The 25,275-nt window shown below is 70.4% G+C and carries 27 protein-coding genes and 1 pseudogene; 21 read left to right on the forward strand and 7 right to left on the reverse strand.

The features are described from left to right. On the reverse strand, window positions 1-254 hold a 254-nt coding region (locus BUB97_RS22255; protein WP_139281342.1), incomplete at its 3' end, for a transposase. A gap of 200 nt (window positions 255-454) precedes the next feature. Between BUB97_RS22255 and BUB97_RS26005 the strand changes: the two genes are divergently transcribed. Further along, a complete protein-coding gene (locus tag BUB97_RS26005; RefSeq protein ID WP_139281426.1) occupies window positions 455-1,069 on the forward strand; it encodes a hypothetical protein in 615 nt (204 codons plus the stop codon). 133 nt (window positions 1,070-1,202) lie between these two features. Here the strand turns inward: BUB97_RS26005 and BUB97_RS22260 are convergent, their stop codons facing one another. After that, entirely contained in the window at window positions 1,203-1,982 is a 780-nt protein-coding gene (locus tag BUB97_RS22260; protein ID WP_073139132.1) for an alpha/beta hydrolase, read from the reverse strand. Between the two features lie 207 nt (window positions 1,983-2,189). Here BUB97_RS22260 and BUB97_RS22265 point away from each other — a divergent pair, with 207 nt between their 5' ends. The 5 genes from BUB97_RS22265 (at window position 2,190) to BUB97_RS22285 (ending at window position 7,194) form a co-directional block, all read left to right on the forward strand. Then, window positions 2,190-3,320, forward strand: coding sequence for a glycosyltransferase family 4 protein (locus BUB97_RS22265; protein ID WP_073139135.1), 1,131 nt, complete (start codon window positions 2,190-2,192; stop codon window positions 3,318-3,320). Next, window positions 3,317-4,234: a glycosyltransferase family 9 protein gene (locus tag BUB97_RS22270; protein WP_073139138.1), complete on the forward strand. Its 918-nt coding sequence runs from the start codon at window positions 3,317-3,319 to the stop codon at window positions 4,232-4,234. The genes BUB97_RS22265 and BUB97_RS22270 overlap by 4 nt, the downstream gene beginning before the upstream one ends. Window positions 4,235-4,348: 114 nt before the next feature. After that, the gene (locus BUB97_RS22275) at window positions 4,349-5,341 is read left to right on the forward strand and encodes a TRAP transporter substrate-binding protein (protein WP_086062474.1); all 993 of its coding nucleotides are present in this window, start codon (window positions 4,349-4,351) and stop codon (window positions 5,339-5,341) included. Window positions 5,342-5,351: 10 nt separating this feature from the next. Further along, window positions 5,352-5,888 (forward strand): TRAP transporter small permease, encoded by a 537-nt coding sequence (locus tag BUB97_RS22280; protein WP_073139140.1) that lies wholly within the window; start codon window positions 5,352-5,354, stop codon window positions 5,886-5,888. A gap of 4 nt (window positions 5,889-5,892) precedes the next feature. Then, the gene (locus BUB97_RS22285; RefSeq protein WP_073139143.1) at window positions 5,893-7,194 is read left to right on the forward strand and encodes a TRAP transporter large permease; all 1,302 of its coding nucleotides are present in this window, start codon (window positions 5,893-5,895) and stop codon (window positions 7,192-7,194) included. 102 nt (window positions 7,195-7,296) lie between these two features. Here the strand turns inward: BUB97_RS22285 and BUB97_RS22290 are convergent, their stop codons facing one another. Further along, window positions 7,297-7,674, reverse strand: a complete 378-nt coding sequence (locus tag BUB97_RS22290) for a hypothetical protein (protein ID WP_073139145.1) — start codon at window positions 7,672-7,674, stop codon at window positions 7,297-7,299. Window positions 7,675-7,831: 157 nt separating this feature from the next. On the opposite strand from BUB97_RS22290, the gene BUB97_RS22295 reads away from it, so the two are divergent. Both BUB97_RS22295 and mscL read left to right on the forward strand, forming a co-directional pair. After that, window positions 7,832-9,109 carry a TAXI family TRAP transporter solute-binding subunit gene (locus BUB97_RS22295; RefSeq protein WP_073139148.1) on the forward strand — a complete coding sequence of 426 codons (1,278 nt, stop codon included), beginning with the start codon at window positions 7,832-7,834 and terminating at the stop codon, window positions 9,107-9,109. A 2-nt stretch (window positions 9,110-9,111) separates the two neighbouring features. After that, the gene (mscL, locus tag BUB97_RS22300; RefSeq protein WP_073139151.1) at window positions 9,112-9,618 is read left to right on the forward strand and encodes a large conductance mechanosensitive channel protein MscL; all 507 of its coding nucleotides are present in this window, start codon (window positions 9,112-9,114) and stop codon (window positions 9,616-9,618) included. Here mscL and BUB97_RS22305 read toward each other — a convergent pair. Next, window positions 9,615-10,916 carry a DUF445 domain-containing protein gene (locus tag BUB97_RS22305; RefSeq protein WP_073139258.1) on the reverse strand — a complete coding sequence of 434 codons (1,302 nt, stop codon included), beginning with the start codon at window positions 10,914-10,916 and terminating at the stop codon, window positions 9,615-9,617. The two genes, mscL and BUB97_RS22305, sit on opposite strands and share 4 nt — an antisense overlap. Window positions 10,917-11,014: 98 nt before the next feature. On the opposite strand from BUB97_RS22305, the gene BUB97_RS26400 reads away from it, so the two are divergent. The 3 genes and pseudogenes from BUB97_RS26400 to BUB97_RS22315 form a co-directional block, all read left to right on the forward strand. Next, window positions 11,015-11,161 (forward strand): hypothetical protein, encoded by a 147-nt coding sequence (locus BUB97_RS26400; protein WP_175562717.1) that lies wholly within the window; start codon window positions 11,015-11,017, stop codon window positions 11,159-11,161. After that, complete coding sequence (locus BUB97_RS22310) at window positions 11,158-11,889, forward strand: metal ABC transporter ATP-binding protein (RefSeq protein ID WP_073139153.1); 732 nt, start codon at window positions 11,158-11,160, stop codon at window positions 11,887-11,889. The genes BUB97_RS26400 and BUB97_RS22310 overlap by 4 nt, the downstream gene beginning before the upstream one ends. An 85-nt stretch (window positions 11,890-11,974) precedes the next feature. After that, window positions 11,975-12,643: pseudogene (locus BUB97_RS22315) on the forward strand (metal ABC transporter permease); the annotation flags it as partial. Window positions 12,644-13,053: 410 nt separating this feature from the next. Here the strand turns inward: BUB97_RS22315 and BUB97_RS22320 are convergent. After that, window positions 13,054-13,653 (reverse strand): YqhA family protein, encoded by a 600-nt coding sequence (locus tag BUB97_RS22320; RefSeq protein ID WP_073139158.1) that lies wholly within the window; start codon window positions 13,651-13,653, stop codon window positions 13,054-13,056. A 124-nt stretch (window positions 13,654-13,777) separates the two neighbouring features. Between BUB97_RS22320 and BUB97_RS26405 the strand changes: the two genes are divergently transcribed. From BUB97_RS26405 to BUB97_RS22345, 5 genes are all read left to right on the forward strand, one after another. Next, entirely contained in the window at window positions 13,778-13,996 is a 219-nt protein-coding gene (locus BUB97_RS26405) for a hypothetical protein (protein ID WP_073139161.1), read from the forward strand. 94 nt (window positions 13,997-14,090) lie between these two features. Next, window positions 14,091-14,441 carry a RidA family protein gene (locus tag BUB97_RS22330; protein WP_073139164.1) on the forward strand — a complete coding sequence of 117 codons (351 nt, stop codon included), beginning with the start codon at window positions 14,091-14,093 and terminating at the stop codon, window positions 14,439-14,441. Window positions 14,442-14,451: 10 nt separating this feature from the next. After that, window positions 14,452-15,390, forward strand: a complete 939-nt coding sequence (locus BUB97_RS27320) for a potassium channel family protein (protein ID WP_073139167.1) — start codon at window positions 14,452-14,454, stop codon at window positions 15,388-15,390. A gap of 174 nt (window positions 15,391-15,564) precedes the next feature. Beyond that, on the forward strand, window positions 15,565-16,566 hold the full coding sequence (locus BUB97_RS22340; protein WP_073139170.1) for an NAD-dependent epimerase/dehydratase family protein: 1,002 nt from the start codon (window positions 15,565-15,567) through the stop codon (window positions 16,564-16,566). 14 nt (window positions 16,567-16,580) lie between these two features. Further along, window positions 16,581-17,726 carry a DegT/DnrJ/EryC1/StrS family aminotransferase gene (locus BUB97_RS22345; RefSeq protein WP_073139173.1) on the forward strand — a complete coding sequence of 382 codons (1,146 nt, stop codon included), beginning with the start codon at window positions 16,581-16,583 and terminating at the stop codon, window positions 17,724-17,726. A gap of 269 nt (window positions 17,727-17,995) precedes the next feature. Here BUB97_RS22345 and BUB97_RS22350 read toward each other — a convergent pair whose 3' ends face one another. Further along, on the reverse strand, window positions 17,996-18,739 hold the full coding sequence (locus tag BUB97_RS22350; RefSeq protein ID WP_073139177.1) for a sulfite exporter TauE/SafE family protein: 744 nt from the start codon (window positions 18,737-18,739) through the stop codon (window positions 17,996-17,998). A 104-nt stretch (window positions 18,740-18,843) separates the two neighbouring features. Here BUB97_RS22350 and BUB97_RS27325 point away from each other — a divergent pair, with 104 nt between their 5' ends. Continuing rightward, window positions 18,844-19,533 carry an ArsR/SmtB family transcription factor gene (locus tag BUB97_RS27325; protein ID WP_073139180.1) on the forward strand — a complete coding sequence of 230 codons (690 nt, stop codon included), beginning with the start codon at window positions 18,844-18,846 and terminating at the stop codon, window positions 19,531-19,533. Window positions 19,534-19,807: 274 nt separating this feature from the next. Here the strand turns inward: BUB97_RS27325 and serB are convergent, their stop codons facing one another. Further along, the gene (gene serB / locus BUB97_RS22360; protein WP_073139183.1) at window positions 19,808-20,701 is read right to left on the reverse strand and encodes a phosphoserine phosphatase SerB; all 894 of its coding nucleotides are present in this window, start codon (window positions 20,699-20,701) and stop codon (window positions 19,808-19,810) included. A gap of 28 nt (window positions 20,702-20,729) precedes the next feature. Here serB and miaA point away from each other — a divergent pair, with 28 nt between their 5' ends. The 4 genes from miaA to ilvC all read left to right on the forward strand — a co-directional run bounded on the left by miaA (window position 20,730) and on the right by ilvC (window position 25,152). Continuing rightward, window positions 20,730-21,692: a tRNA (adenosine(37)-N6)-dimethylallyltransferase MiaA gene (gene miaA, locus BUB97_RS22365; RefSeq protein ID WP_073139261.1), complete on the forward strand. Its 963-nt coding sequence runs from the start codon at window positions 20,730-20,732 to the stop codon at window positions 21,690-21,692. A gap of 60 nt (window positions 21,693-21,752) precedes the next feature. Beyond that, the gene (locus BUB97_RS22370) at window positions 21,753-23,546 is read left to right on the forward strand and encodes an acetolactate synthase 3 large subunit (RefSeq protein WP_073139185.1); all 1,794 of its coding nucleotides are present in this window, start codon (window positions 21,753-21,755) and stop codon (window positions 23,544-23,546) included. Window positions 23,547-23,548: 2 nt separating this feature from the next. Then, on the forward strand, window positions 23,549-24,064 hold the full coding sequence (gene ilvN, locus BUB97_RS22375) for an acetolactate synthase small subunit (protein ID WP_073139188.1): 516 nt from the start codon (window positions 23,549-23,551) through the stop codon (window positions 24,062-24,064). A 71-nt stretch (window positions 24,065-24,135) separates the two neighbouring features. Continuing rightward, window positions 24,136-25,152 carry a ketol-acid reductoisomerase gene (ilvC, locus tag BUB97_RS22380; RefSeq protein ID WP_073139190.1) on the forward strand — a complete coding sequence of 339 codons (1,017 nt, stop codon included), beginning with the start codon at window positions 24,136-24,138 and terminating at the stop codon, window positions 25,150-25,152. Window positions 25,153-25,275 lie beyond the last annotated feature (123 nt).

The raw sequence follows: 25,275 nt of genomic DNA on the forward strand, positions 1-25,275 counted from the left end.
TGCATCTGCTCCATCAGCTGCCGCTCGGAGCGGACCGAGAACAGGATCTGGATCAGGCTCGCTCGGATCAGCCGCTCGGGCGCAATCGAGGGGCGGCCGAAGTCGGTGTAAAGCACCTCGAAATCGGCATCCAGGCTGGCCAGCGCCTCGTTCACCACCTGCCGGATCTTGCGCAGGGGATGCCGCGCCGGGATGCGCGCCTCAAGATCGACGTAGCTGAACAGCGACCCGCTCGTCTCGTCCGTCCCCCGCATCATCAACCCCGCGGTTGCCCTGCGGAGGTGAATCATGTTCCTCAAATCGCGTCGAGGGCCGACTTCTTCAGCAACCTGTTAATGAAGCTTAGTTACCCCGCAGAGGTACTGACCGTCGGAAGTCTGCTCGACGAGAAAGATGTCCAAAGAAAGTTGTTTGCGGCATATAGGCACTTTGTTGAGAACGGACATATAGAGGAATGAACGCGCGCGTTGTTTTGGCTGCCCTGCCGCACCTATACGGGAGGTATGCCAGAATCGTGCTTGCTTTATTGCTGGGTACTCTGGGCGGTGCATCTCTGAATCACGATTTCTACAATTCAGCGACCTCGGAGATTGTGGCGCTGCTGGCGCTGCTCATGGCTGGAGTGCTGCCAACTGCCATCCTTACTGCGACAATCTTGCGTGCGGGCGGGTTGTCGGTCAAGAAAATTGGACAGGTCCGAGATGCACTTCTCTTTCAATTGAGAATTTGGGCTGCCCTTTTTGGGCTTTCTTTTTCTGCATGCGGTCTTCTTATACTAGGGAAACTGCTGAACTGGTCCCTAGATGTGCCAAATTTGAACGTAGCTGGTCTCACCATTGACAGCTTTAGCCTTATCCCGCTGCTCAACGCTGTTGTTAGCAGTTTTCTCGTCCTTTTGATATTAAGATCAATGACTATATTTAAAGGTTTGAGGTCACTTGTAGTGATGTCCTCGGAAATTGCTGTCAGTGAGGCGCAAATCAGAGTCGGCGGTAAGTTTGACCGGGTTGAGGACACGATTGAGGCTGCAGCATCACGTCCCGGGTTCGGCCGTCAGATCGATCTTTGATGTCCCGAAACTGGTTCAGTCGGATCGATGCGGGTCCAGGGGCCTCAGGCTCCTGGCGGTTGGGGGTATCGGGGGAAGGCAGAGCCTTCCACCGGGCCACATGAGCTAGGCTAGCCGGGTTCCACAGCGCCGGTCACCCGACCGGCAGCGCATCCAGCGTGCGGGTGAGCCGGTCCAGGTCCTGGGGGCGGGACAGGCGGTGGTCGGCGTCCTTGATGAGGGTGAGGGTGACGTCGGGGCCGGGGAGGGCTTCGACGATGCGGAGGGCGTGCTGCCAGGGGACGTCGGGGTCTTCCATGCCCTGGAGGAGGCGGACGGGGCCTTCGTAGGGGATGGGGCCGGGGAGGAGGAGGTGGTTCCGGCCTTCGGTGAGGAGGCGGAGGGTGATGGGGATGGGGGCCCCGTACTGGGAGGGGCGGCGGAGGACGCCGTCGCGGGCGAGGGTTTCGCGGTCGGCGGCGGTGAATTCGGCGGGCATGAGGGTTTCGGTGAAGTCCGGCGCGGCGGCGAGGCCGATGACGGCGCGGATGCGGGCGGTGCCCCAGCGGCGGGCGAGGAGGAGGGCGATCCAGCCGCCCATGGAGGAGCCGACGAGGATCAGGGGGCCGGGGGCGCCATCCTTTGTTGTGACGGCTTCGATGACCTGGGCGGCGTCCTCGGCCCAGGCGCCGATGGTGCCCTGTTCGAAGTCGCCGCCTGAGATGCCGTGGCCGGAATAGTCCAGGCGCAGGAAGGGGCGGTTGGTGCGGGCGCAGTGGTCGCGGAGGTGGAGGGCCTTGGAGCCCTCCATGTCCGAGCGGAAGCCGCCGAGGAAGACGGTGGTGGGGGTTTGGGAGGCGGGGGAGCCGGGGAGGGCGGCGTAGGCGAGGGCCACGCCGTCCGGGCGGGTGAGGGTGCCGCGGATCTCGTTCATGGGGGGCGGCCTAGCCCCGGGGGTGGCTTCGGCACAAGCGGGGCGGGTGGTGGGTGATTCCTCTCTGTGCGGTCTTGGCGCGGGTGATGCTGCTGGCCGGGAGGGGGGGCGGTGGCGTGGGCGGGGGCGGCTGGCGGCCGGTGATGGGCCGCGTGGGAGCGTGGGGCCGGGTGACGGGGCGGGGCTGGTTCTGTAAGGGCGGGTTCCATGCCCATTCCGCCGCCTCCCGTCCTGCAGGTGCTGCCCGCCCTGGGCCAGGGGGGGGTGGAGCGCGGGACGGTCGAGATCGCGCGCTCGCTGGTGGAGGCGGGGGGGCGGGCGGTCGTTGCCTCGGCGGGTGGGCCGATGGTGGCGGAGCTGGAGGCGGCGGGGGCGCGGCATGTGGTGTTGCCGCTGGACCGGAAGAGTCCTTCGGCGCTGGTGGCGAATGCCGGGGCCCTGGCGCGGCTGGCGCGGGAGGAGGGGGTGGCGATCATTCATGCGCGGAGCCGGTTTCCGGCCTGGTCGGCGCTGATGGCGGCGCGCCGGGCGGGGGTGCATTTCGTCACCACCTATCACGGCAGCTACAATGAGGGTTTTCCGGGGAAGCGGTTCTACAACTCCGTGATGGCGCGGGGCGAGCGGGTGATCGCGATCAGCGAGCATATCGCGGCGCTGGTGCGGGAGCGGCATGGGGTGCCGGCGGAGCGGCTGCGGGTGATTCCGCGGGGCGTGGATCCGGTGCGCTTCGATCCGGCGGCCGTGGAGGCGGCGCGGGTGGAGGGGTTGCGGCGGGGCTGGGGTTTGCCGGAGGGGCGGCCGGTTCTGCTGTTGCCGGCGCGGCTGACGCGGTGGAAGGGGCAGGCGGTGCTGCTGCGGGCGGTGGCGCTGCTGGAGGAGCCTCGGCCGGTGGTGGTTTTCGCGGGGGATGCGCAGGGGCGGGAGGCGTATCGGGCGGAGTTGGAGGCGCTGGCGGTGGAGAGCGGCGTCGTGCTGCGTCTGGCCGGCGCGGTGGCGGATATGCCGGCGGCGCTGGCGCTGGCCGATGTCGTTGTTCATGCCAGCACGGATGCGGAGGCTTTCGGGCGGACGGTGATCGAGGCGCAGGCGATGGGGCGGCCGGTGATCGCCTCCGATCTCGGGGCGCCGCGGGAGACGGTGGAGGAGGGGGTGACGGGGTGGCGCGTGGCGCCCGGCGATCCGGCGGCGCTGGCGCGGGCCATTTCCCATGCGCTGGCGCAGCCCGCCGCCGCGCGGGTGGCGATGGGGGAGGCCGCGCGGGCGGCGGTGCTGGCGCGCTACACCACGCGTGCGATGCAGGAGGCGACGCTGGCGCTGTATCGGGAGGTGGCGGGGTGAGCGGGCGCATTCTTGTCATCAAGCTCGCGGCGCTCGGGGATTTCGTGCAGGCCTTCGGGCCGTTCGCCGCCATTCGCGCGCATCATCCGGGGGCGGAGATCACGCTGCTGACGACGCCGCCCTTCGCGGAGCTGGGGCGGCGCAGCCCGTGGTTCGACCGGGTTTGGGAGAATGGGCGGCCGCCCAGCACGGATGTCGCGGGGTTGTTCGTGCTGGCGCGGCGGTTGCGCGCGGGGCGGTTCGACCGGGTTTATGACCTGCAGACCTCGTCGCGGTCCTCGCGCTACCGGCTCTTTGTCGGGGGGGGCGCGGAGTGGTCGGGGATCGCGCGGGGGGCGAGCCATCCGCATGCCAACCCTGGGCGCGACCGGATGCATACGGTGGAGCGGCAGCGGGACCAGTTGCGGATGGCCGGGATCACGGAATTTCCGGTGCCGGAGCTTTCGTGGCTGGAGGCGGATCTTTCCGGCTTTTCGCTGCCGCCGCGCTTTGCCCTGCTGATCCCCGGGGCGAGCCCGGCGCGGCCGGGCAAGCGCTGGCCGGGCTTTCCGGCTCTGGCCGCGCGGCTGGGGATACCGGCGGTGGTGGCGGGCGGGGCGGGGGAGGCGGGGCTGGCCGGGGCCATCCGTGCCGCGGCGCCGGATGCGCTGGACCTGACGGGGCGGACCACCCTGTTCCAGCTGGCGGCGATCGCGCGGCGCGCGGCGGTGGCGGTGGGGAATGACACGGGGCCGACCCATCTCGCCGCCGCGGCCGGCTGCCCGACGCTGGCGCTGTTCGGGGAGGAGAGCGATCCGGCCCTTTGTGCCCCGCGCGGCGGGGCGGTGGAGGTTTTGCGCCACGCCCCGCTGGCCGCGCTGCCGCCCGATCCGGTGGCAGAATCGGCCCTTCGCCTCGCACGGATGCCGCGATAGGGGGCAGGCGCGGGCGGGGAGGGCCCGATGGGGCGGTGCTGCGCCCTTGCGCCCGGACTGCGCTGGTGCCGATGATGCCGGCGGAATCGCAGCTACCGCAGCGGAGCAGGGCACATGGTCTTCACCCGTCGGAACCTTCTGGCGGCCAGCGCCGCCGGTGCCGCTGGCCTCGGGGGGGCGGGCGCGGCCCGCGCGCAGGGGGCGCGCTGGGGCTTCGCCACCCCGTATCAGGACACGAACTTCCACACGAAGAACGTCCGGGCCTTCGTCGAGGACGTGCAGAAGGCGACCAACGGGGCGCTGCAGATCCAGCTGCACACCAATGGCTCGCTGCTGCCCATGCCGCAGATCAAGCGGGGGGTGCAGCAGGGGCAGGTGCAGCTCGGCGAGATCCTCATCTCGGCCTATGGCAACGAGGATCCGTTCTTCGAGGTGGACGGCGTGCCGCTGCTGGCGCCGAGCTTCGAGGCCTCGGTGAAGCTGGCGCAGCTCGCGCGGCCCTATATCGAGGCGCGGTTCCAGCGCACCGGCCTTTCGATCCTGTACAACGTGCCCTGGCCTCCGGGCGGCTTCTACAGCAACGCGCGGATCGACAGCCTCGACGCGCTGCGCGGGACGCGGTTCCGTACCTTCAACACCATGACCAACCGCTTCGCCGCGCTGGTCGGTGCGAACCCGACGCTGGTGCAGGCCAGCGAGGTGCCACAGGCCTTTGCCACGGGCGTGATCAACGGGATGGTGACCAGCGCCGCGACGGGCGTGGACACTCAGGCCTGGGACTACTGCAAGGTCTTCACCCCCGTGAACTTCACCTACACGAACAACATCGTCTTCGTGCGCCGGCGCGATTTCGAGGCGCTGCCGGCGGCGCAGCGGACCGCCGTGCAGGAGGCCGCGCAGGCGGCCCAGGCGCGGGGGCTCGAGATGTCCCGCGCGGCGGAGAAGGAGGCGCAGGACACGCTGGCCGCGCGTGGCCTGAAGATCGAGCAGCCGAGCCAGGCGCTGAGGGACGGGCTTTCCCGGATCAGCGCGACGATGACGGAGGAATGGGCCGCGAAGGCGGGCGAGGACGGGAAGAAGCTGGTCGAGTCCTATCGCGCCGGCTGAGCGCGGGGCGGTGATCAGGCGGGGGCTGGACGCCCTTTACGCGGGTGGCGCGGTGCTGGCCGCGCTCTCCCTGTTCGGCATCTTCCTGGTGATGGTGGCGCAGATGGGGCTGCGCTTCCTTGGCATGCACTTTCCCGGTTCGGACGACATCAGCGCCTATCTCTGCGTGGCGACCACCTTCCTTGCCCTCGCCCTGACGTTCCGCAGGGGTGAGCTGATCCGGGTGGGGCTGCTGATCGAGCATGTGCCGCCGGGCGCGCGGCGGGGGATGGAGATCCTGGCCCTGAGCCTGGCAGCGGTGGCTTGCGCCTATGCGATCTGGTGGATGGTGGACGATGTCCTGTTCTCGCTGGAGATCGAGGATGTCGCGCAGGGGGAGTTGCCGATCCCGCTGTGGATCCCGAAGCTGACCATGCCGATTGGCGCGGGCCTTCTGCTGGTGGCGGTGCTGGACGAGCTGGTGACGGTGCTGCGCCGGGGCAAGCCGAGCTACGTGCTCGCCGCCGAGGCGCGGGCCGCGCGCGGCGATTATTCGGTCGAGGGCTAGGCGGATGGGACTGCTTGAACTCTCCGCGCTGCTCTTCCTGCTGCTCGTCCTGTTCCTGGCCGGCGGGCTCTGGATCGGGATGAGCCTCGCGGCGGCGGGTTTCGTGGCCATCGTCTTCGTGCATCCGCAGCCCGGAACCTTCCTCGCCACCTCCTTCTGGGAGGCGACGGGGTCCTGGACGCTCGCGGCGCTGCCGATGTTCGTCTGGATGGGGGAGATCCTGTTCCGCACGAAGCTCTCGGAGGAGCTGTTCAACGGGCTCTCGCCATGGGTCAGGCGCATTCCCGGGCGGTTGCTGCATGTGAACATCCTGGCCTGCGGCATCTTCGGCGCGGTTTCCGGCTCCTCCGCCGCGACCTGTGCGACGGTGTCGAAGATCGCGCTGCCGGAGTTGAGCCGGCGCGGCTACGACCAGGACGTGGCGATCGGCAGCCTCGCGACCTCGGGCACGCTGGGGATCCTCATCCCGCCCTCGATCATCATGGTCGTCTATGCCGTTTCGGCGGAGGTCTCGATCATCCGCATCTTCCTCGCGGGGTGCGTGCCCGGGTTGGTGGTGATGGGGCTGTTCAGCCTCTACATCATCGTCTGGGCGCTGCTGAACCCGAGGAAGCAGCCGCCGCCCGAGCCGCGCATGAGCCTGGCGGAGAAGCTGCGAAGCTCGACGCAGCTGATTCCCTGCGCGCTGCTCATCCTCGCCGTCATCGGCTCCATGATCCTGGGCTGGGCGACGGCGACGGAGGCCGCGGGGTTTGGCGTGCTGGGCTCCCTCGCGCTTGCGGCCGCCACGGGATGCCTGAGCTGGACGAACTTCCGGGACAGCCTGGCTGGCGCGACGCGGCTGTCCTGCATGATCATGTTCATCCTGGCGGGCGCGGCCTATCTGACGAAGGCGATGGCGCTGACGGGCATTCCCACGGCGCTGGCGGCCGGCGTCGCGTCGCTGGGCCTCGGGCCGTTCGGGCTGATCGCGATGCTGACGGTGATCTACATCCTTCTCGGCACGGCGCTGGACGGCGTTTCGATGATCGTGCTCACGACCTCGATCGTCGTGCCCATGGTGCAGCAGGCCGGGTTCGATCTCGTCTGGTTCGGAATCTTCATCGTTCTGCTGGTCGAGATCGCGCAGGTGACGCCGCCCGTGGGGTTCAACCTCTTCGTCATGCAGGCGCAGACAGGAAGGGAGCAGACGGCGGTGGCATGGGCTTCGCTGCCCTTCTTCATGATGCTCGTGGTCGCGGTGGCGGTCATCACCATCTGGCCGCCGATCGCGACCTGGCTGCCGGACGTGCTGCTGAACCGCTGACGGCGGCGGGCTGAATCGCTGACGGCGGCGGGCTGAATCGCGAAGCGCCGCCGGGGATCCGGCGGCGCCCGCAACGACGAGGCGGTCAGGGACCGCCCGGCCTTACATGACCGGGCGCAGGGTCCCGTCGGCGCCGCGCTCATAGACGGCGCCGCCGCCGAGATAGGCGCGGTCGGAGGGCGCGGTGGCCGCGGCGCGGCGCTGGCGCATGTCGCGGCGCACCGCCTGGCGGTTGCCCCGCATGTGGCGGTAGGGGCGCGCCGAGGTGGTGGAGGAGGCGGCGCCGGAGCCGGAATAGGCGGTGCGGCCGGCCGGGGCGAGATTGCCGGACTCGACGGGGCCGCGGGCGGTGGAGCCGCCGGGCAGGGGCGCGCCGGGCGGGATCATGTCGCTCTGCGCCTGGGCATGCGCGACCGAGCCGGCGCCGATGATCGCCGTGAAGGCGCAGGCGGCGGCGAGAAGCGCGAACTTGCGGGACATCGAGGTCTCCTGTTTGGGTCGATCCCGCTGATCGGCCCGGCGGGCCGACATGCGGATCGGAAGCGCAACGTGGCCGTCGCGCATCGGTTTCGGCGCCGCATGCGCTCTCCTCGTCCCGGCGGGGCAACCCTGCTCGCGCGGCTTCGTTGCGGCAGGCATGTGGCAAGCCGTCAAAGCCTTCCTTCGCTCCTGGGGCCTCGTGCTCGTGGCGACCATCATCGGCCTGGTGATCGCCTGGCGATTCGTCTCGCCCGCGCCGCCGGACACGGTGCGCTTCGCGGTCTCCGCCAATCCGGAAAGCGCCTATGCGCGGGCGGTGGAGCAGTACGCCAAGGAGCTGGAGGCCGAGGACTTCAAGGTGGAGCGCGTGCCGACGCAGGGCTCGGCCGAGAATGTGCGGCTGCTGCGCGAGGGGCGCGTGGACCTCGCGCTGGTTCAGGGCGGCGTGCCGGGGGCGGTGGGCAAGGAACGCCTCGTCACGCTCGGGCAGGTCTTCTACGAGCCGGCCTGGGTCTTCGTGCGGCGGCGCCAGGAGGGGGGCAGCCCCGTGCAGGCGCTGCGCGGGCAGGCCGTTGCCGTCGGGCCGGAAGGCAGCGGGACGCGGATCCTTGCCCTCGCGCTGCTGCAGGCGAACGGGCTTGGCGCGGATGCCATCCAGCCCGTGCCCCTGGCGGGGAACGAGGCGGCGGAGGCGCTGGTGCAGGGCCAGATCCAGGCGGTCGTGCTGGTCGCGGCGCAGCCGAACGAGGCGATCAACCGGCTGATCCGGACGGAGGGGGTGGAGCTGCTGAACTTCGCCAGCCGCGCCGATGCCTATGCCGTGCATCTTCCCTATCTCACGCCGGTGCGGCTGCCCAATGGCAGCATCAGCCTGGCCGAGGACCTGCCGCGCGGCGACGTGACGCTGATGGCGCCGGCGGCCTCGCTTCTCGCGCGGGACGACCTGAACCCGCAGGTTGCCGCGCTGATGATGCGCATCCTGCGCGACACTCATAAGGCGCGCAGCCTCTTCGCGGCCGAGGGCCGCTTTCCCTCCGGGCTTGGGCATGAGGTGCCGTTGCAGGCGGATGCCGCGCGCTTCTACGAGAAGGGCGTTTCCTTCCTGCAGACCTATCTGCCCTTCTGGCTGGCGGTGACGGTGGAGCGGCTCTGGGTGCTGCTGATCCCGCTGGTGACGCTGCTGCTGCCGCTCGCCCGCATCGCGCCGCCCATCTACACCTGGCAGATCGAGCGGCAGCTCTGGAATATCTACAACAAGGTCCGTACGGTGGACGAGGAGAGCGCGAAGGGCCTGTCGATGCAGACCGCCGCGAAGCTGGACGCGCTCGACAAGGAAGCCGCCGAGCTCAAGCTGCCTGACAGCTATGCCGACCGTATCTATGAGCTGCGGCGGCACATTGCCTGGCTTCGGCGGAAGAAGACGGAGCTCGCCTGACCATGGAACTACCGATCCGCAAGCCCGGCTGGCTGGGTGACTTCAAGGCCTTCATCGCCCGAGGCAACGTGATCGACCTCGCGGTCGGCGTGGTCATCGGCGCGGCCTTCACGGCCATCGTCAACAGCCTGGTCGAGGATCTGCTGAACCCGCTGATCGGCCTGCTGGTCGGCGGGATCGACTTCTCCAACCTGTTCGTCGTGCTCGCGGGCGAACGCGGGCCTTCGCTGGATGCCACGCGCCAGTCCGGCGCGGCCGTCATCGCGGTCGGTCAGTTCATCAATGCGGTGATCAAGTTCGTCATCGTCGCCTTCGCGGTGTTCTGGCTCGTCCGGCTCGTGCATCGGCTGCATGCCGCGCCGAAGAAGGACGAGGGGCCGACGCGCGAGCAGTTGCTGCTGCAGGAGATCCGGGACGAGCTGCGGGCGGCCCGCCAGGGCAGGGACGGGGCCAGGGAAGGGGGCGGGGAGGTTGTCCCGCCCCTGCCGCGGCCCGGACCGAGCCTCTAGAAGGCGACCCGCCCGAAGACGGCGTGCAGCAGGGCGAAGAGGACTCCGCCCGCCAGGGCGCCGACGATGGTGCCGTTGATCCGCACATATTGCAGGTCCCGGCCGACGCGCAGCTCGATCTTCTCCACCACGGTCGCCGTGTCCCAGCCGGCCACCACCTCGGCGATGAAGCCGGCGATGCGGCCCTGGGCGGCGGGCAGCACGGTGAGCAGCGTGCTTTCGATGAAGCGGTCCACCCGGGCGCGCGCGGCTTCGTCCTGTTCCAGCAGGTCGCCGAGGTTGCGGAGGAAGCCGGCGATGAGGGTGACGGTGCGTCCTTCGGGCCGCGCCGCATCGGCTTCCAGCGCCGCGCGCAGGCGGGCCCAGGCATCCAGCAGCCAGGTGGAGACGGCGGGATGGGCGAGCGCGCCGCGGAGGGCGGCGCCGATCGCCTCGGCCCGGGCGGGGTCGGTCTCCAGCTTGTCGATCTCGGCTTCCACCCAGGCCTCGAAGGCGGCGCGGAGTTCGCTGTCGCCGGGTTCCATCTTGTCCAGCTCGGCGTTCAGGGCGGACAGCACGCGGCGGGCGACGGCGGCGCCGGCGACCCAGCCGACCAGCGCGCCGCCTTCGGCCCGGACGCGCTGGGAGATGGCGGATTTGAGGCTTTCCTCCTTCGCCGCCACCACGGCCTTGAGCTGGGAGAGGGCGAGGCCGAAGACCTCCTGGTGGCGCCCGCCCTGGACGAGCAGGCGGAGCGCGCGGGCGACCATGCGGGCGGCGGCCGGGCCCGAGACCATGCGCGGGAGCAGGCGCAGCAGCATGCGGCGGGCGCGCGCATCCTCGAGGCTGCGGAGGATGCGGGGGAGGGAGGCGGCCAGGGCCTCGGCGGCCGGGCGCACCCGCTCGGGGTCCGAGAGGAAGCGGCGGAGCAGGGCGGGGGCGTCGATCCGGCCGGCGACGCGGCGCACCTCCGCCTCGGTCAGCACATGGTTGGCGACGAAGCGGCCGAGGCCCTGGCCGAGGCGGGCCTTCTGCTGCGGGATGATGGCGGTGTGGGGGATGGGCAGGCCGAGGGGGTGGCGGAACAGGGCCGTGACGGCGAACCAGTCGGCCAGGCCGCCAACCAGCCCGGCCTTGGCGGAGGCCTGGAGGAGGTCGGTCCAGTAACCCGGGGGCAGGGCGTAGGAGCCGAGCGTGACGCCGGCCATTCCCGCCAGGAGGCCGGTGGCGAGGGCCTTGTGGCGGTTGAGGCGGGTGCGGAGCTCGGCTTCGTCGCTGCGGGGGGGCGCGGGAAGGGGGGGCGAAGGCGGGGGGGGCATGTCCATCGTGGCGGGGAGAGTGGCGATGCGGACGTGGCTTCTCCAGGCCCCGGGCGTTGAAGCGGCATCCCTCCCGGCGTATGTTATGTCGTAACACCATGACCCGACCGACCCAGAACAGCCCCCGGCGCTGGCGCCTCGACGACCCGCTGGCCCTTTCGGCCGGGGCGCTGCCGCGCCTGGGCTGGGCCCTGGCGGTGTCCGTGCTGCTGTGGGGTGCGGTGGCCTGGGCGCTTTCGGCATGAGCGGCGCGATCCGCCTGCGCGACGTGACGCTGTCGCATGACCGGCACCCGGCGGTGCATCACCTTTCCGGGGAGTTCGCGGCGGGGAGCCTGACGGCGATCGTCGGGCCGAACGGGGCGGGCAAGACCACGCTGCTGCGGGCCATTGCCGGGCTGCATCCGGTGGATGAGGGGCGGATCGAGCGGCCTGTGGAGCGGATCGCGCTGCTGCCGCAGATGTCGGCGCTGGACCGGGGCTTTCCGATTTCCTGCCTGGATGTCGCGATGCTCGGGCATTGGCGGCGCTGCGGCGCGTTCGGGGCCATCGGCCCGGGCGGGCGGGACGGAGCCGAGGCGGCGCTGGAGGCGGTGGGGCTTGGCGGCTTCGCGCGGCGGCCGGTGGGCAGCCTTTCGGCCGGGCAGTTCCAGCGGCTGCTCTTCGCCCGGCTGCTGGTGCAGGACGCGCCGGTGATCCTGCTCGACGAGCCGTTCAACGCGGTGGATGCCCGGACCGCGGCCGACCTGCTGCGGCTGGTGCGGGAGTGGCATGGGCAGGGCCGCACCGTGGTGGCCGTGCTGCATGACCTGGAGCTGGTGCGGCGGGAGTTCCCGGAGACGCTTCTCCTGGCCCGGGATCCCGTGGCCTGGGGGGCGACGGAGGGGGCGCTGGCCGCTTCCAACCGCATGCGGGCCCGGATGATGTCGGAGGGCTGGGACGACGCGGCCGCCGCCTGCGAACGCGCTGCCTGATCCCTTGCCTTACGACCTGCTGATCGCCCCCTTCGCCGAGTTCGGCTTTCTTCGCCGTGCGCTGGTGGGCTGCCTTGTCCTCTCCGTGGCCGCGCCGCCGCTGGGGGTGTTCCTCATGCTGCGGCGGATGAGCCTGACGGCGGATGTGCTGGCGCATGGCATCCTGCCCGGGGTGGCGGCGGGGTTCATCCTGGCGGGGCTTTCGGTCACGGCCATGTCGCTGGGCGGGCTGGTGGCGGGGCTGGTGGTGACGCTGGGGGCGGGGGCGATTTCGCGCGCCACCGGCGGGCGGGAGGATTCGGCGCTGGCCGCGCTCTATCTCGTCGCGCTGGCGCTGGGCGTGACGATGGTTTCGGCCTCGGCGGGGTCAGTGGAGCTGACGCATCTCCTGTTCGGCAGCGTGCTGGGGGTGGACGACCCCGCGCTGCTGATGATGGCTGGGGTTTCGACCCTCACTCTCCTCACCCTCGCCTTTGCCTGGCGCCCGCTGGTGCTGGAATGCTTCGACCCCTCCTTCGCCGCGGCGGAGGGGGCGCGGGGCGGGGTGTGGCATCTGCTCTTCATGGCGCTGGTGGTGCTGAACGTGCTGGCGGCCTTCCAGGCGCTGGGCACGATGATGGCGGTGGGGCTGATGATGCTTCCCGCCGTCGCGGCGCGGCACTGGGCGCGGGGGGTGGGCGGCATGGTCTATGCCGCCGTGGGCATCGCCATGCTGGCCTCGGCGGCGGGGATCCTTCTTTCCTACCATCTGGACGTGCCGACGGGACCCGCGGTGGTGCTGTCGGCGGGCTTTGCCTGGATCGGCTCGGTGGTGGCCGGGCCGGTGGACGGGGTGCTGGCGCGGATGATGCGGCGGCGGCATCTCGCGGGGTGAGCGGGCGGTTGCTTCGGGTTGCTGTTCTGGGCTGACGGTTTGTCCCGGGGAGAGGAAGAAGGAATTCTTCCTCTCCCCGGACCCCTCACCTTCTTCTTTTTCTTCAAGCTGAAGTCATTCGGCTGACGGTGCGCCTCGGGTCCATGACCCGAGGCGACTGCAAAGGCAGGAAGGGGACTCCTGACCAGAGACCCCTTCGATCATCGTATCCACGGCAGTCCGATGGGGTTCCAAGGGCCTCAGGCCCTTGGCGGGTGGAGGGCGGAGCCCTCCTCTTCGATCCGAGCGCCTTAGTTCCCGCGCGGCGGCGGTTGGTCCGGGCCGGTTTCGAGGCGTTGGGAGCGGCCGGGCAGGGCGCCGGATTTCTGGCCGGTGGGGGTTTCGGCTGTGGGTTTGCCTTCGGTGGTGCCTTCCAGCCGGTCGGCTATGGCGAGTGCGAGGACGCCCATGAGGAAGGCGCCGTGGATGGCGATGGCCCAGAAGAGCACGCGGTCCTCGGTTTGCTTGATCTCCAGGAACATCTGCAGAAGGTTGATGCCTGAGATGGCGACCAGGGCGGTGGCCAGTTTGATCTTGAGGTTGCCGGGGTCGACTTTCGCGACCCAGCTCATGTTTTCCCGTTCCGCATCCGCTTTCAGCCGCGAGACGAGGGAGTCCCAGGAGGAGAGGGCGACGGTGACGACCAGGGCGGCGACGAGGGCTGAGTCGAGGAGGTAGAGGAGGGCGAGGAGGTTGTCGTGTTCGTCCGATCCGAGGACCTTGGTGGCGAATTCGTAGATCTTCGCGGCGAACTTTACGGCGTAGATGGCCAGGGCCGCGCCCAGGCCGAGGTAGAACACGGCCAGGAGGTAGCGGCTCGCCAGGATCGTCTTGTTCAGCAGGTCGCCCATGCGGGTCTGCTCGCACGGCCTTGCGTTGGGCACAATGGAACGGGCGGGCAACAAGCTGCGAGCGCCTGCCCGCACCGATCCCGCTGTTGGCGCGTTCAGGGCTGGGCGCGGGAGGAGTGGCGTGATGGCGACGAAGTGGGATGCGCAGATCGAGCGGGCGCTGGAGGCCAGGGGCACCGTGACCATCGTCTGCAACGAGGGCGAGAAGGATGCGATCGCGGCTGCCGCGGAGGCGGTGGGGGCGCGCCGTGGGCTGCGGCCGCAGCTGGACCGGGCTCCGGCGAGTGGGATGCGGGTGGGTTTCCGCGCCGAGGGCGGGCCGGACGGGGCGCCTGTGAGCTGAGGGGCGGGCCGCGCGTCAGCCAAGGGGCGGGCCGCCCCTTGTGGATCGGGGCGCGCGTGCCACCCTGCCGCGGTCAGCCGAAAGGGAGATTCGCATGGATATCCGCCGCATCGCCGAGGAGGAGCGCCTGAGCGGCGCTGTTATCTCGGGGGGCTTCATCTTCCTGGCCGGGCAGGTGGCGGATGATGCCAGCCTGGATGCGGAGGGGCAGACGGCCGATATCCTCGCCCAGATCGACACGCTGCTGGAGGATGCGGGGACGGACAAGCGCGCCCTGCTTTCGGTGCAGGTGATCCTGGCGGACATCAACGACGCGCCGGCGATGAACCGGGCCTGGGATACCTGGCTCGACCGCTCGGCCAAGCCCGCGCGCATGACGATTCAGGCGCCGCTGGTGAACCCGCAGTGGAAGGTCGAGATCACCGGCATCGCCCGGGCGCCCTGATGGCCCTTCCATGAGGCCCTTCCTGCGCGACCGCAGCTGGCGGCGCCCCTTCCTGGCCACGATGGGGCTGGGCGCGCTGGTCGCGGCGGGGGTGGGGGATCACGGGCTGCTCTTCCCGCTGGTGGTGCTGGCCTCGGCCGCCCTGGGCTTCGGGCTCCTGTTCCGGCTGTTTCCGGAGGGGCTGGATTTCGCGCTGGGGACGGGGGTGGGGTTCGCGACCTATGCGGCGCTGTTCACCGTGGTCGGGCGGTCTGCCTTTCCGGACACGGGGGCCGTGGTGGAGGGGGTGGCCTTCCTCATCCCGGTGCTCGCCTTTCTCTGGGCGGTGCTGCGCCACCGCGCGCGGCTCCGCTACATCGTCGAGGGCGGGGAGCCGCCGGACGAGGAGCATCTGCGCCGGATCGGGCAATTCATGCTGATGGTGGCGGCGATCGCGGTGGCCAGCCTTGCCTCGCCGGCCAACCGGCTGGGGCCGGAATGGCAGGGCGTGGCGATGCTGGCGGGCTCGACGCTGATCGGGGTGCTGGCCGCGCGCACCGTGCGCGAGCTGGTGCGGCTGCTGGTGGACATGGCGCAGGTGATGGACGCCATCGGCGCGCGCGCGGTGGCGCTGATGGTGCCGATCGCGACCTATGCGGCGCTGTTCTCCCTGATCGCCGTCGTCTTCGCCTGCCTTTTCCGCATCGCGGACGGCCTTTCGCGCACGCCGCTCTTCGCCGGGCCGCATGGGCCCATCCAGCTCAGCTTCCGGGATGCGCTGCACTTCTCCATCGTGACGCTTTCCACCGTGGGCTACGGGGATATCTGGCCGACCGATGACGGGGCGCGGCTGCTTGGCGCGGTGGAGGTGCTGGCGGGGCAGATCCTCCTTCTCTTCGGCTTCTACGAGATCACCCGCAGCCGGCTCTCCCGCAAGGATGAGGGCAACGCGGCGGATGATTCGGGCTAGGGAGAGGGCTGGCGGGGCGGAAAGCGCCGCGGCACCGCTGGACAGACGCCCAGGGACCGCCGCATTTCCGTCCCGGTTCCGCCCCCGCCCGCGTGGATGCTGCGATTGGCGGGCTTCCGCCGGGGGCAGGAGTGGTCCGGGACCCCGGGGAACAGGCCGGTGCGAGGTGGGCGGATGAGTGCTGATTGGCAGGGCAAGCGGGTGCTGGTGACGGGCGGGGCGGGGTTCCTCGGCTCGGCGCTGTGCCACGCGCTCGGGGCGGCGGGGGCGCAGGTCGTGGCGCTCGACGCGCTGCTGCCCGGCACCGGCGCGCGCCGGGCGAATCTCGAGGGCAGCGGCGCCCGGCTGGTGGAGCAGGACTTGCGCGACGCGGACCTGCACCCCTTGGTCGAGGGGGTCGACGTGCTGTTCAACATGGCGGGGCAGACCAGCCATGCCGGCAGCCAGGCGGACCCGTTCACGGACCTGGCCATCAACGGCCATGCCCAGCTGCGGCTGATCGCGGCGCTGCGGGATGCGGCGCCGGCCGCGCGGGTGGTGCATGCCTCCACCCGGCAGTTCTATGGCAGGCCGCAGATGCTGCCGGTGCCGGAGAGCCACCCGATCGTGCCGCCGGACAATAACGGCGTCTCGAAGTTCGCGGCGGAGCAGTACTGGCTGCTGGAGAACCGGGTGCATGGGCGGCCGGTGACGGCGCTGCGGCTGACCAATTGCTACGGCCCGCGGATGCGGGTGATGGATGCGCGGCAGACCTTCCTCGGCATCTGGGTGCGCCGGGTGCTGGAGGGGGAGGCCTTCGAGATCTGGGGCGGCGGGCAGCTGCGCGACTTCTCCTTCGTGGATGACGTGGTGGCCGCCTTCGTGACGGCGGCCGAGGCGCTGGCGAGCAAGCCGGATGCGGCGGCCGGGCGCCCGTTCAACATCGGGGGCGAGGCGCCGATCACGCTGCAGGACCTGGGCGATGCCATGCTCGCCGCGGCGGGGGAGGGCCGCTACGTGCTGAAGACCTTCCCGGCGGAGCGCGCGGCGATCGACATCGGCTCCTACCACGCGGATGACCGTTTGTTCCGGGGCGTGACGGGATGGCGGCCGCGCGTCACACTGGCCGAGGGGCTGCGCCGGACGGTCGACTGGTTCCGCCCCCGCCTTCCCGCCTATCTCTCCGACGAGATCTGAGGACTGACGTTCCCATGAACGCACAGGACATTATCGTTCCGCAGGCCGACCTGGGGGCCGCCTACCGCGCCCAGAAGGACGCGATCGATGCCGCCGTGAGCCGCGTGCTGAACAGCGGCTGGTACATCCTGGGCCAGGAGGGCGCGGCCTTCGAGCGGGAGTATGGCGCCTGGCTCTCGGGCGGGGATGCGCCGGCGATGCACGCGGTGGGCTGCGCGAACGGCACGGATGCCATCGCGCTGGTGCTGCGCGGCCTCGGCATCGGGCCGGGCTGCACGGTGGCGACCGTTTCCCACACGGCGGTGGCGACGGTGGCCGCGATCGAGATGACGGGCGCGACGCCGCTGCTGATCGATATCGACCCCAGGACCTTCTGCATGGACCCGGCGGAGCTGCTGGAGGTGATCCGCAACCCGCCGGCGGGGCTGCCGCCGATCCGGGCCGTGATCCCCGTGCATATCTACGGGCATGCCTGCGACATGGATGCCATCCTCGGGCCCTGCCGGGCGGCGGGGATCGCGGTGGTGGAGGATGTGGCGCAGGCGCATGGCGGGCGGCTGAACGGGCGGATGCTGGGCACGATCGGGGATGCCTCGGCCTTCAGCCTTTACCCGACCAAGAACCTGGGCGCGCTGGGCGATGCCGGCATCACCGCCACGCCGGACGAGGCGCTGGCCAAGCGCATGGCCGCGATCCGGCAATATGGCTGGCACCGGCGCTACATTTCGGACGAGGTGGGGGTGAACAGCCGGCTGGACGAGATGCAGGCCGCGATCCTGCGCGTGCGGCTGCCGCTGCTGGACAGGGGCAATGCGCGGCGCCAGGCGATCGCGGCGGCCTATGATGCCGCGCTGGCGGACGGGCCCTTCACCGCGCCCTATCGCGCGCCGGGGGTGGAGCATGTGTTCCACCAATACGTGCTGCGGGTGCCGAACCGGGAGGCGGTGATGGACCGGCTACGCGCGCTGGGCGTGATGACGGCCATCCACTACCCGGTGCCGGTGCATGAGCAGGGCGCCTATGCCGGGCGGATCGCCACCGGGCCGGCGGGCTGCGCCGAAACCTCCCGCGCGGCCGCGGAGGTGATGAGCCTGCCGGTCTTCCCGGAGATGACGGACGCGCAGCTGGAGAAGGTTTGCGCGGCGCTTCGGACGGTTTGAGGGGCGGGGGACTTTTCCTGGGCTGATGGTTTGTCCCGGGGAGAGGAAGAAGGAATTCTTCCTCTCCCCGGACCCCTCGCCTTCTTCTTTTTCTATCAGTTTGGAATCACGGGGCTGACGGTGCGCCTCGGGTCCATGACCCGAGGCGACTGCAAAGGCAGGAAAAGCGCCCTCGACCAGAGACCCCTTCGATCCGGGGTAGCCACGGCAGTCAGACGGGGTTCCAAGGGCCTCAGGCCCTTGGCGGGTTGAGGGCGGAGCCCCCCCTCTCATACCAGGGCGCGGCCGAGGAGTTGGGCGCCGAGGCCCAGCAGGCCGAGGAAGAACCAGCGGCGGAAGGTTTCGGGGCTGACGCGGCGGCGGAGGGCGTTGCCCAGGCCCATGCCGAGCAGCGCGGGGGCGAGGGCGATCACGGATCCCCAGGCGAGGTTCGCGTTGAAGACGCCGGCTCCGCCGAGGGCGGCGGCCAGGGCGAAGGTGGAGACGGTGAAGGACAGGCCGAGGGCCTGCACCAGGGAGTCCCGCGAGAGGCCGAGGGCGCCGAGATAGGGCACGGCGGGGATGACGAAGACGCCGGTTGCCCCGGTGATGAGGCCGGTGGCCGTGCCGGTGAGCGGGCCGGCCCAGGGTTCGTGCCGCGGGGGGACGCGGGGGAGCTTCCAGGGGAGCAGGCCGATGATGGCGTAGGCCAGGAGGGCGGCGCCCAGCCCGGCCATGGCGGTGCCGGTGCGGGTGCCCGTGAGCAGGCCCGCGCCGGCCCAGCTGCCGAGGGCGATTCCGGCCAGCATGGGCCAGAGCCGGCGCAGCAGGGGGCCGAGGGCCGGGCCGCCCGCCATCTGCCAGATGTTCGTGACGATGGAAGGGATGACGAGGAGGGCGGCGGCTTCGGCCGGGGGCATCAGGGAGCCGAGGAGGCCCATGGCGATGGTGGGCAGGCCGAGGCCGATCACGCCCTTCACGAAGCCGGCGAGGGTGAAGGTGGCCGCGATGGCGGCGAGCAAGGCGGGGTCCATGGTGGCTCCGGTGCGGTGGCGGCGCCGATCCTGCGGGCTGTGGCCGCGCGATGCTGCGGGCCCGGCCGTAGCATGGGCGGTGCGGGGCGCGGTATCCCCGGGGGATGGTCAGCACAGCCGCCCTTGCCGAGACCGCCGCCGCGCTGGGGGACCCCGCGCGGCTGAACATGCTGGCGGCGCTGATGGATGGGCGGGCGCTGACGGCGGGGGAGCTGGCCGGGGTGGCCGGCGTGGCGCCCACCACGGCCAGCGGGCATCTGGCCCGGCTGGTGGAGGCGGGGTTGCTGGCCGTGGAGAAGCAGGGGCGGCACCGCTACCACCGGCTGGCCTCGCCGGAGGTGGCGCGGGTGCTGGAGGGGCTGATGGCGCTTTCCGCCGCGCGGCCCCTGCCGCAGCCCCGGACGGGGCCGCGCGATTCGGCGCTGCGGGAGGCGCGGACCTGCTACGACCATTTGGCCGGGCGGCTGGCCGTGGGGATGGCGGATGCGATGGTCGCGCGCGGGCTGCTGGATCTTTCGGCGGATGGCGGGGCGCTGACGGAGGCGGGCGGGCGGTTCCTGGAAGGGCTGGGCGTGGCCATTCCCGCCGCGCGCGGGCGGCCGTTCTGCCGCCCCTGTCTGGATTGGAGCGAGCGGCGGCCGCATCTAGCCGGGGCGCTGGGGGCGGCGCTGTGCCGGCGATGCCTGGAGTTGGGCTGGGTGCGGCGGGTTGCCGGGTCCCGCGCGCTGGCCGTCAGCCCCGCCGGGCGGATGGGGCTGCGGGAGGTGTTCGGGCTGGAGGCGCCGGCGGGGTGAAGGGCCCGGAGGGCTCTGCCCTCCACCCGCCAAGGGCCTGAGGCCCTTGGAACCCCGTCTGACTGCCGTGGATGCCCCGGATGGATGGGGTCTCGTGTTGCAGGGCGACCTTCCTTCCGTTGTAGTCGCCTCGGGTCGATGACCCGAGGCGCACCATCAGCCCTGTGATTCCAAACTTCTAGAAGAAGATGATGGTGAGGGGTCCGGGGAGAGGAAGAATTCCTTCTTCCTCTCCCCGGGACAGACCATCAGCCCAGGATGAGACCTGCCGGGATCAGTCCGCCGCGATGTCGCTGGCGCGGTAGCCCTGGGCGTAGAGCAGGGCGCGGAGGTCGGCGTGGTCCACGCGCGCGCGGGCGGCGTTCGCGACCACCGGCTTGGCGCGGTAGGCCACGCCGAGGCCGGCGGCGCCGATCATGGCCAGGTCGTTGGCGCCGTCTCCGACCGCGATGGTGGCGGAGAGGGGGAGGCCCTTTTCGGCGGCGAGGCGGGTGAGGGTGGCGAGCTTGGCGTCGCGGTCGAAGACCGGTTCGGCGACGGTGCCGGAGAGGGTGCGGCCGTCATCCAGCAGGGTGTTGGAATGGTGGCTCTGGAAGCCGCAGAGCTCGGCGACGCGGCCGGTGAAGAAGGTGAAGCCGCCGGAGGCGAGGGCGCAGTGGGCGCCGTGGGCGGACATGGTGCGGACCAGGGCGCGGGCGCCGGGCATGAGGTGGGTCTGCTTCCAGGTGGCTTCGAGCGCGTCCACGGAGAGGCCCTTCAGCATGGCGACGCGTTCGCGGAGCGCGGCGGCGAAGTCCAGCTTGCCATTCATGCTGCGGCGGGTGATCTCTGCCACACGGTCCTTGAGGCCGGCATAGGCGGCGAGCTCGTCCAGGGTTTCCGAGGTGACGATGGTGCTGTCCATGTCGGCGATGAGGAGGAGCTTGCGGCGGCCTTCCGCCGGCTGGGCGATGGCATCGACCGGTTCGGCCTGCAGGGCGGCGCGGGCGGCGGCCACGGCCTGTTCGGGATTCAGGTGGGAGAAGGGGAGGTCCAGCGCCTCGGCCTCGGCCAGCCAGTCCGGCGCGCCGAGATCGGCGCCCAGGGCGGAGAGGGCGTCGCGGACACGGGCGAGAATGGCGGAGGACAGCCGGCCCGGGGGTGCGATCAGGGTGAGGACATGCGACATGGGCGCGGTTCATGCCCCCGGACCCGAAATGGAGCAACCGCAAGCCCTGCTGATCGCCGGACCGACCGCCTCCGGCAAGTCGGCCCTGGCCCTGGCGCTCGCCCGGCATCTGGGCGGCGTGGTGATCAATGCCGACTCCATGCAGGTGTACCGGGAGTTGCGGGTGCTGACCGCCCGGCCGTCTCCTGAGGAGGAGGGGCTGGCGCCGCATGCGCTTTATGGCGTGCATCCGGCGGCGCGGGCGGCTTCGGTCGCCTGGTGGCGGGAGGCGGCGCTGGAGGCGATGGGGCGGGCCGCGGCCATGGGGCGGCTGCCGATCCTCTGCGGGGGGACGGGGCTGTATTTCAGCAGCCTGACGCGCGGGCTTTCCGAGATGCCGGCCATTCCGCCGGAGGCGCGGGAGGAGGCGCGGCGGCTGCTGGCGGAGGAGGGTCCGGCGGCGTTGCATGCGCGGCTGCTGGAGGTGGATCCGCGGAGTGCCGCGAGGCTTCGGCCGAGCGACAGCCAGCGCCTGGCCCGGGCCTGGGAGGTGTGGCGCGCGACGGGGCGGGGGATGGCGGAATGGCAGGAGACCGCGCCCTCGACCGGGCCGGCGCCGCATGGGTTCAGCGCCATCCTGATCGACCCGCCGCGCGAGGCGCTGCGGGCGGCCATCGCGGCGCGCTGGGAGGGGATGCTGCGGGGCGGGGCCATGGAGGAGGTGCGGGCGTTGCGGGCGTTGGGGCTGGATCCCGCCCTGCCCGCGATGCGCGCGCATGGGGTGCCTGAGCTTTCCGCGGTGCTGGAGGGGCGGCTTTCACTGGAGGAGGCGGGGCGTCGGGCCTGCCTTGCCATCGGGCAGTACACCAAGCGGCAGGCGACCTGGTTCCGGCACCATCCGCTGGCTGCCCCGAGCGTCACGCATATCATCAATGCGCGGATCGAGGGTCATGCGCAATTTTCGGAAAGCGATCTGCGAGAAATCTTGTCATTTACGAAAATCGTGCATTGACCCCATGTCGGGGGGGCCGTAGACCACCGGTCCGCGCAACCCTCGCTGAGGAAAAGCCGCATGTCCGCAACCCTTCCCGCCCCGACCGATCAAGGCACCCTGACGGGCGCGGAGATCGTCCTTCGCGCGCTGAAGGACCAGGGCGTAGAGGTTATCTTCGGCTATCCTGGCGGTGCCGTCCTTCCGATCTATGATGCGCTGTTCCAGCAGAATGCCATCCGTCACATCCTGGTGCGGCATGAGCAGGCGGCGGTGCATGCGGCGGAGGGCTATGCCCGTTCCACCGGCAAGGTGGGCTGCGTGCTCGTCACCTCCGGCCCCGGTGCCACCAATGCGGTGACGGGGCTGGTGGATGCGCTGCTGGACAGCATCCCCGTCGTCTGCCTCACGGGGCAGGTGCCGACGCATCTGATCGGGAACGATGCCTTCCAGGAGGCGGATACGACGGGCATCACGCGGCCGGCGACGAAGCACAACTACCTCGTCAAGAAGATCGGCGAGCTGGCGCGCACGGTGCATGACGCCTTCTACGTGGCGCGCTCCGGCCGGCCGGGGCCTGTCGTGGTGGACCTGCCGAAGGACATCCTGCTGGCCAAGGGGACCTATGAGGAGGCCCCGAAGGAGGAGCATCGGTCCTATCGGCCGCAGACGCGTCCCGATGCGGATCCGATCCGCAAGGCCGTTGCGCTGCTGAAGGGCGCGAAGCGGCCGGTGGTCTATGCCGGGGGCGGCGTGATCAATGCGGGGCCGGAGGCGAGCGAGCTGCTGGCGAAGTTCGTGCGCATGGCGAACATGCCCTGCACGAACACGCTGATGGGGCTTGGCGTGTTCCCGGCCAGCGACCCGCGCTTCATCGGGATGCTGGGCATGCACGGCACGGTCGAGGCGAACCTCGCCATGCATGGCTGCGACGTGATGTTCAACATCGGCGCGCGCTTCGACGACCGGGTGACGGGGCGGCTGAACGCCTTCTCCCCCAATTCGAAGAAGATCCACGCCGATATCGACCCTTCCAACATCAACAAGAACGTCAAGGTGGACGTTCCCGTGGTGGGGGATGCGGGGGAGGTGCTGCGCGCGCTGATCGAGGCCTGGGAGGCGGACCGTGCCGAGCAGGACCGCGAGGCGCTGGCGGGCTGGTGGCGCGAGATCGACGGCTGGCGCGCGCGCGACTGCCTGCGCTACGAGCAGAGCGGTTCCATCATCAAGCCGCAGCATGCGGTGAAGCGGCTCTACGAGATCACGCGCGAGAGCGGGCGGGATACCTTCATCTCCACCGAGGTGGGGCAGCACCAGATGTGGGCGGCCCAGTATTTCGGGTTCGAGAAGCCGAACCGCTGGATGACCTCCGGCGGGCTGGGGACGATGGGCTACGGCCTGCCGGCGGCGGCGGGCGTGCAGATCGCGCATCCCGATGCGCTGGTCATTGACATCGCCGGCGAGGCCTCGATCCTGATGAACATTCAGGAGATGGGGACGCTGGCGCAGTACCGGCTGCCCGTGAAGGTCTTCATCCTGAACAACGAATATATGGGCATGGTGCGGCAGTGGCAGGAGCTGCTGCATGGCTCGCGCTATTCCGAGAGCTATTCGGCCGCGCTGCCCGATTTCGTGAAGCTGGCCGAGAGCTTCCATGCGCGCGGGCTGCGCGCGACGGATGCGAGCCATCTGGACGAGGTGATCCGCGAGATGATCGCGCATCCCGGGCCGGTCATCGCGGATATCTGCGTGGACCAGAAGGAAAACGTCTTCCCGATGATCCCCTCGGGCGCCGCGCATAACGAGATGATCCTCGGCGCGGGGCAGGCGGGCGGCGTTGCCGGCGTGACGGATGAAGGCAAGGTGCTGGTCTGAGCATGTCCGACGCGATGCAGCGCACGGCGACGATCGCCGTGCTGGTGGAGAACGAGGCGGGCGTGCTGGCGCGCGTGATCGGCCTGTTCTCCGGCCGTGGCTACAACATTGAGAGCCTGACGGTGGCGCCGGTGGACGAGGAGCGGCGCCTGTCGCGCATCACCGTCGTCACCACCGGGACGGACATGATCATCGAGCAGATCAAGGCGCAGCTGGACCGGCTGGTGCCGGTGCACATGGTGGCCGACCTGACGATGGAGGGGCCGCATCTCGTGCGGGAGCTGGCGCTGGTGAAGGTGGTCGGCCGCGGGGAGGCCCGGATGGAGGCGCTTCGCCTGGGCGATGCCTTCCGGGCGCGCGTGGTGGATGCCAGCCATGAGAGCCTGACCTTCGAGATGACCGGCGCGGCCGAGAAGATCGACGCCTTCGTGGCGCTGATGCGGCCGCTGGGGCTGGCGGAGGTGTCCCGCACGGGGGCCGTCGCCATCGCGCGCGGGCCGCGCAGCCTGGCGGCCTGAGAACCGGGCCGGACGGCGAAGCGCCCGGCCCCCGAGATATCCCAGCGTTTTCGACCCAAAGGGGAGTGCAGATGCGCGTTTACTATGACCGCGACGCGGACGTGAACCTGATCAAGGCCAAGAAGGTCGCGGTCATCGGCTTCGGCAGCCAGGGCCATGCCCATGCCATGAACATGCGCGATTCCGGCGTGAAGGAGGTCGTGATCGGCCTGCGTCCCGGCGCTTCCGCGAAGAAGGCCGAGGCCGCGGGCTTCAAGGTGATGTCCCCCGCCGAGGCGGCGAAGTGGGCCGATGTGGTGATGGTGCTGACCCCCGACGAGGGCCAGGGCGACCTGTATCGCGAGCACCTGCACGCCAACATGAAGGAGGGCGCCGCGCTCGCCTTCGCGCATGGGCTGAACGTGCACTTCAACCTGCTCGATCCGCGCCCCGATATCGACGTGTTCATGATCGCGCCGAAGGGCCCCGGCCATACGGTGCGCGGCGAGTACCAGAAGGGCGGCGGCGTGCCCTGCCTGGTGGCCGTTCACCAGAACCCCTCGGGCAACGCGCTCGAGATCGCGCTCTCCTATGCCTCGGCCATCGGCGGCGGGCGTTCGGGCGTGATCGAGACGACCTTCAAGGAGGAGTGCGAGACCGACCTGTTCGGCGAGCAGGCCGTGCTGTGCGGTGGCCTGGTGGAGCTGATCAAGGCGGGCTTCGAGACGCTGACCGAGGCGGGCTACGCCCCCGAGATGGCCTATTTCGAGTGCCTGCACGAGGTGAAGCTGATCGTCGACCTCATCTATGAGGGCGGCATCGCCAACATGAACTACTCCATCTCCAACACGGCCGAGTATGGCGAGTACGTCACGGGCCCGCGCATCGTCACCAAGGAGACGAAGGCGGAGATGAAGCGCGTGCTGGACGACATCCAGAGCGGCAAGTTCGCGCGCGACTGGATGCTGGAGAACAAGGTGAACCAGGCCAGCTTCAAGGCCACCCGCCGCCGCCTGGCCGAGCACCCGATCGAGCAGGTGGGCGAGCGGCTGCGCGGCATGATGCCCTGGATCAAGAAGAACCAGCTGGTCGACCAGACCAAGAACTGAGCCGGTTCGCGGGGCCCCGGAAAGGGGCCCCGCGGCACCATTCCGCGCTTGCCTCGATCCGATCGGCGACGTAGCTTCCCCGCCATGCAGGCGAACCCCGCCCGTTCCGCGCCTTTCGCGACC

Source organism: Muricoccus roseus, from assembly GCF_900141905.1.
In the GTDB taxonomy this organism is placed as follows: Bacteria; Pseudomonadota; Alphaproteobacteria; order Acetobacterales; family Acetobacteraceae; genus Roseomonas; species Roseomonas rosea.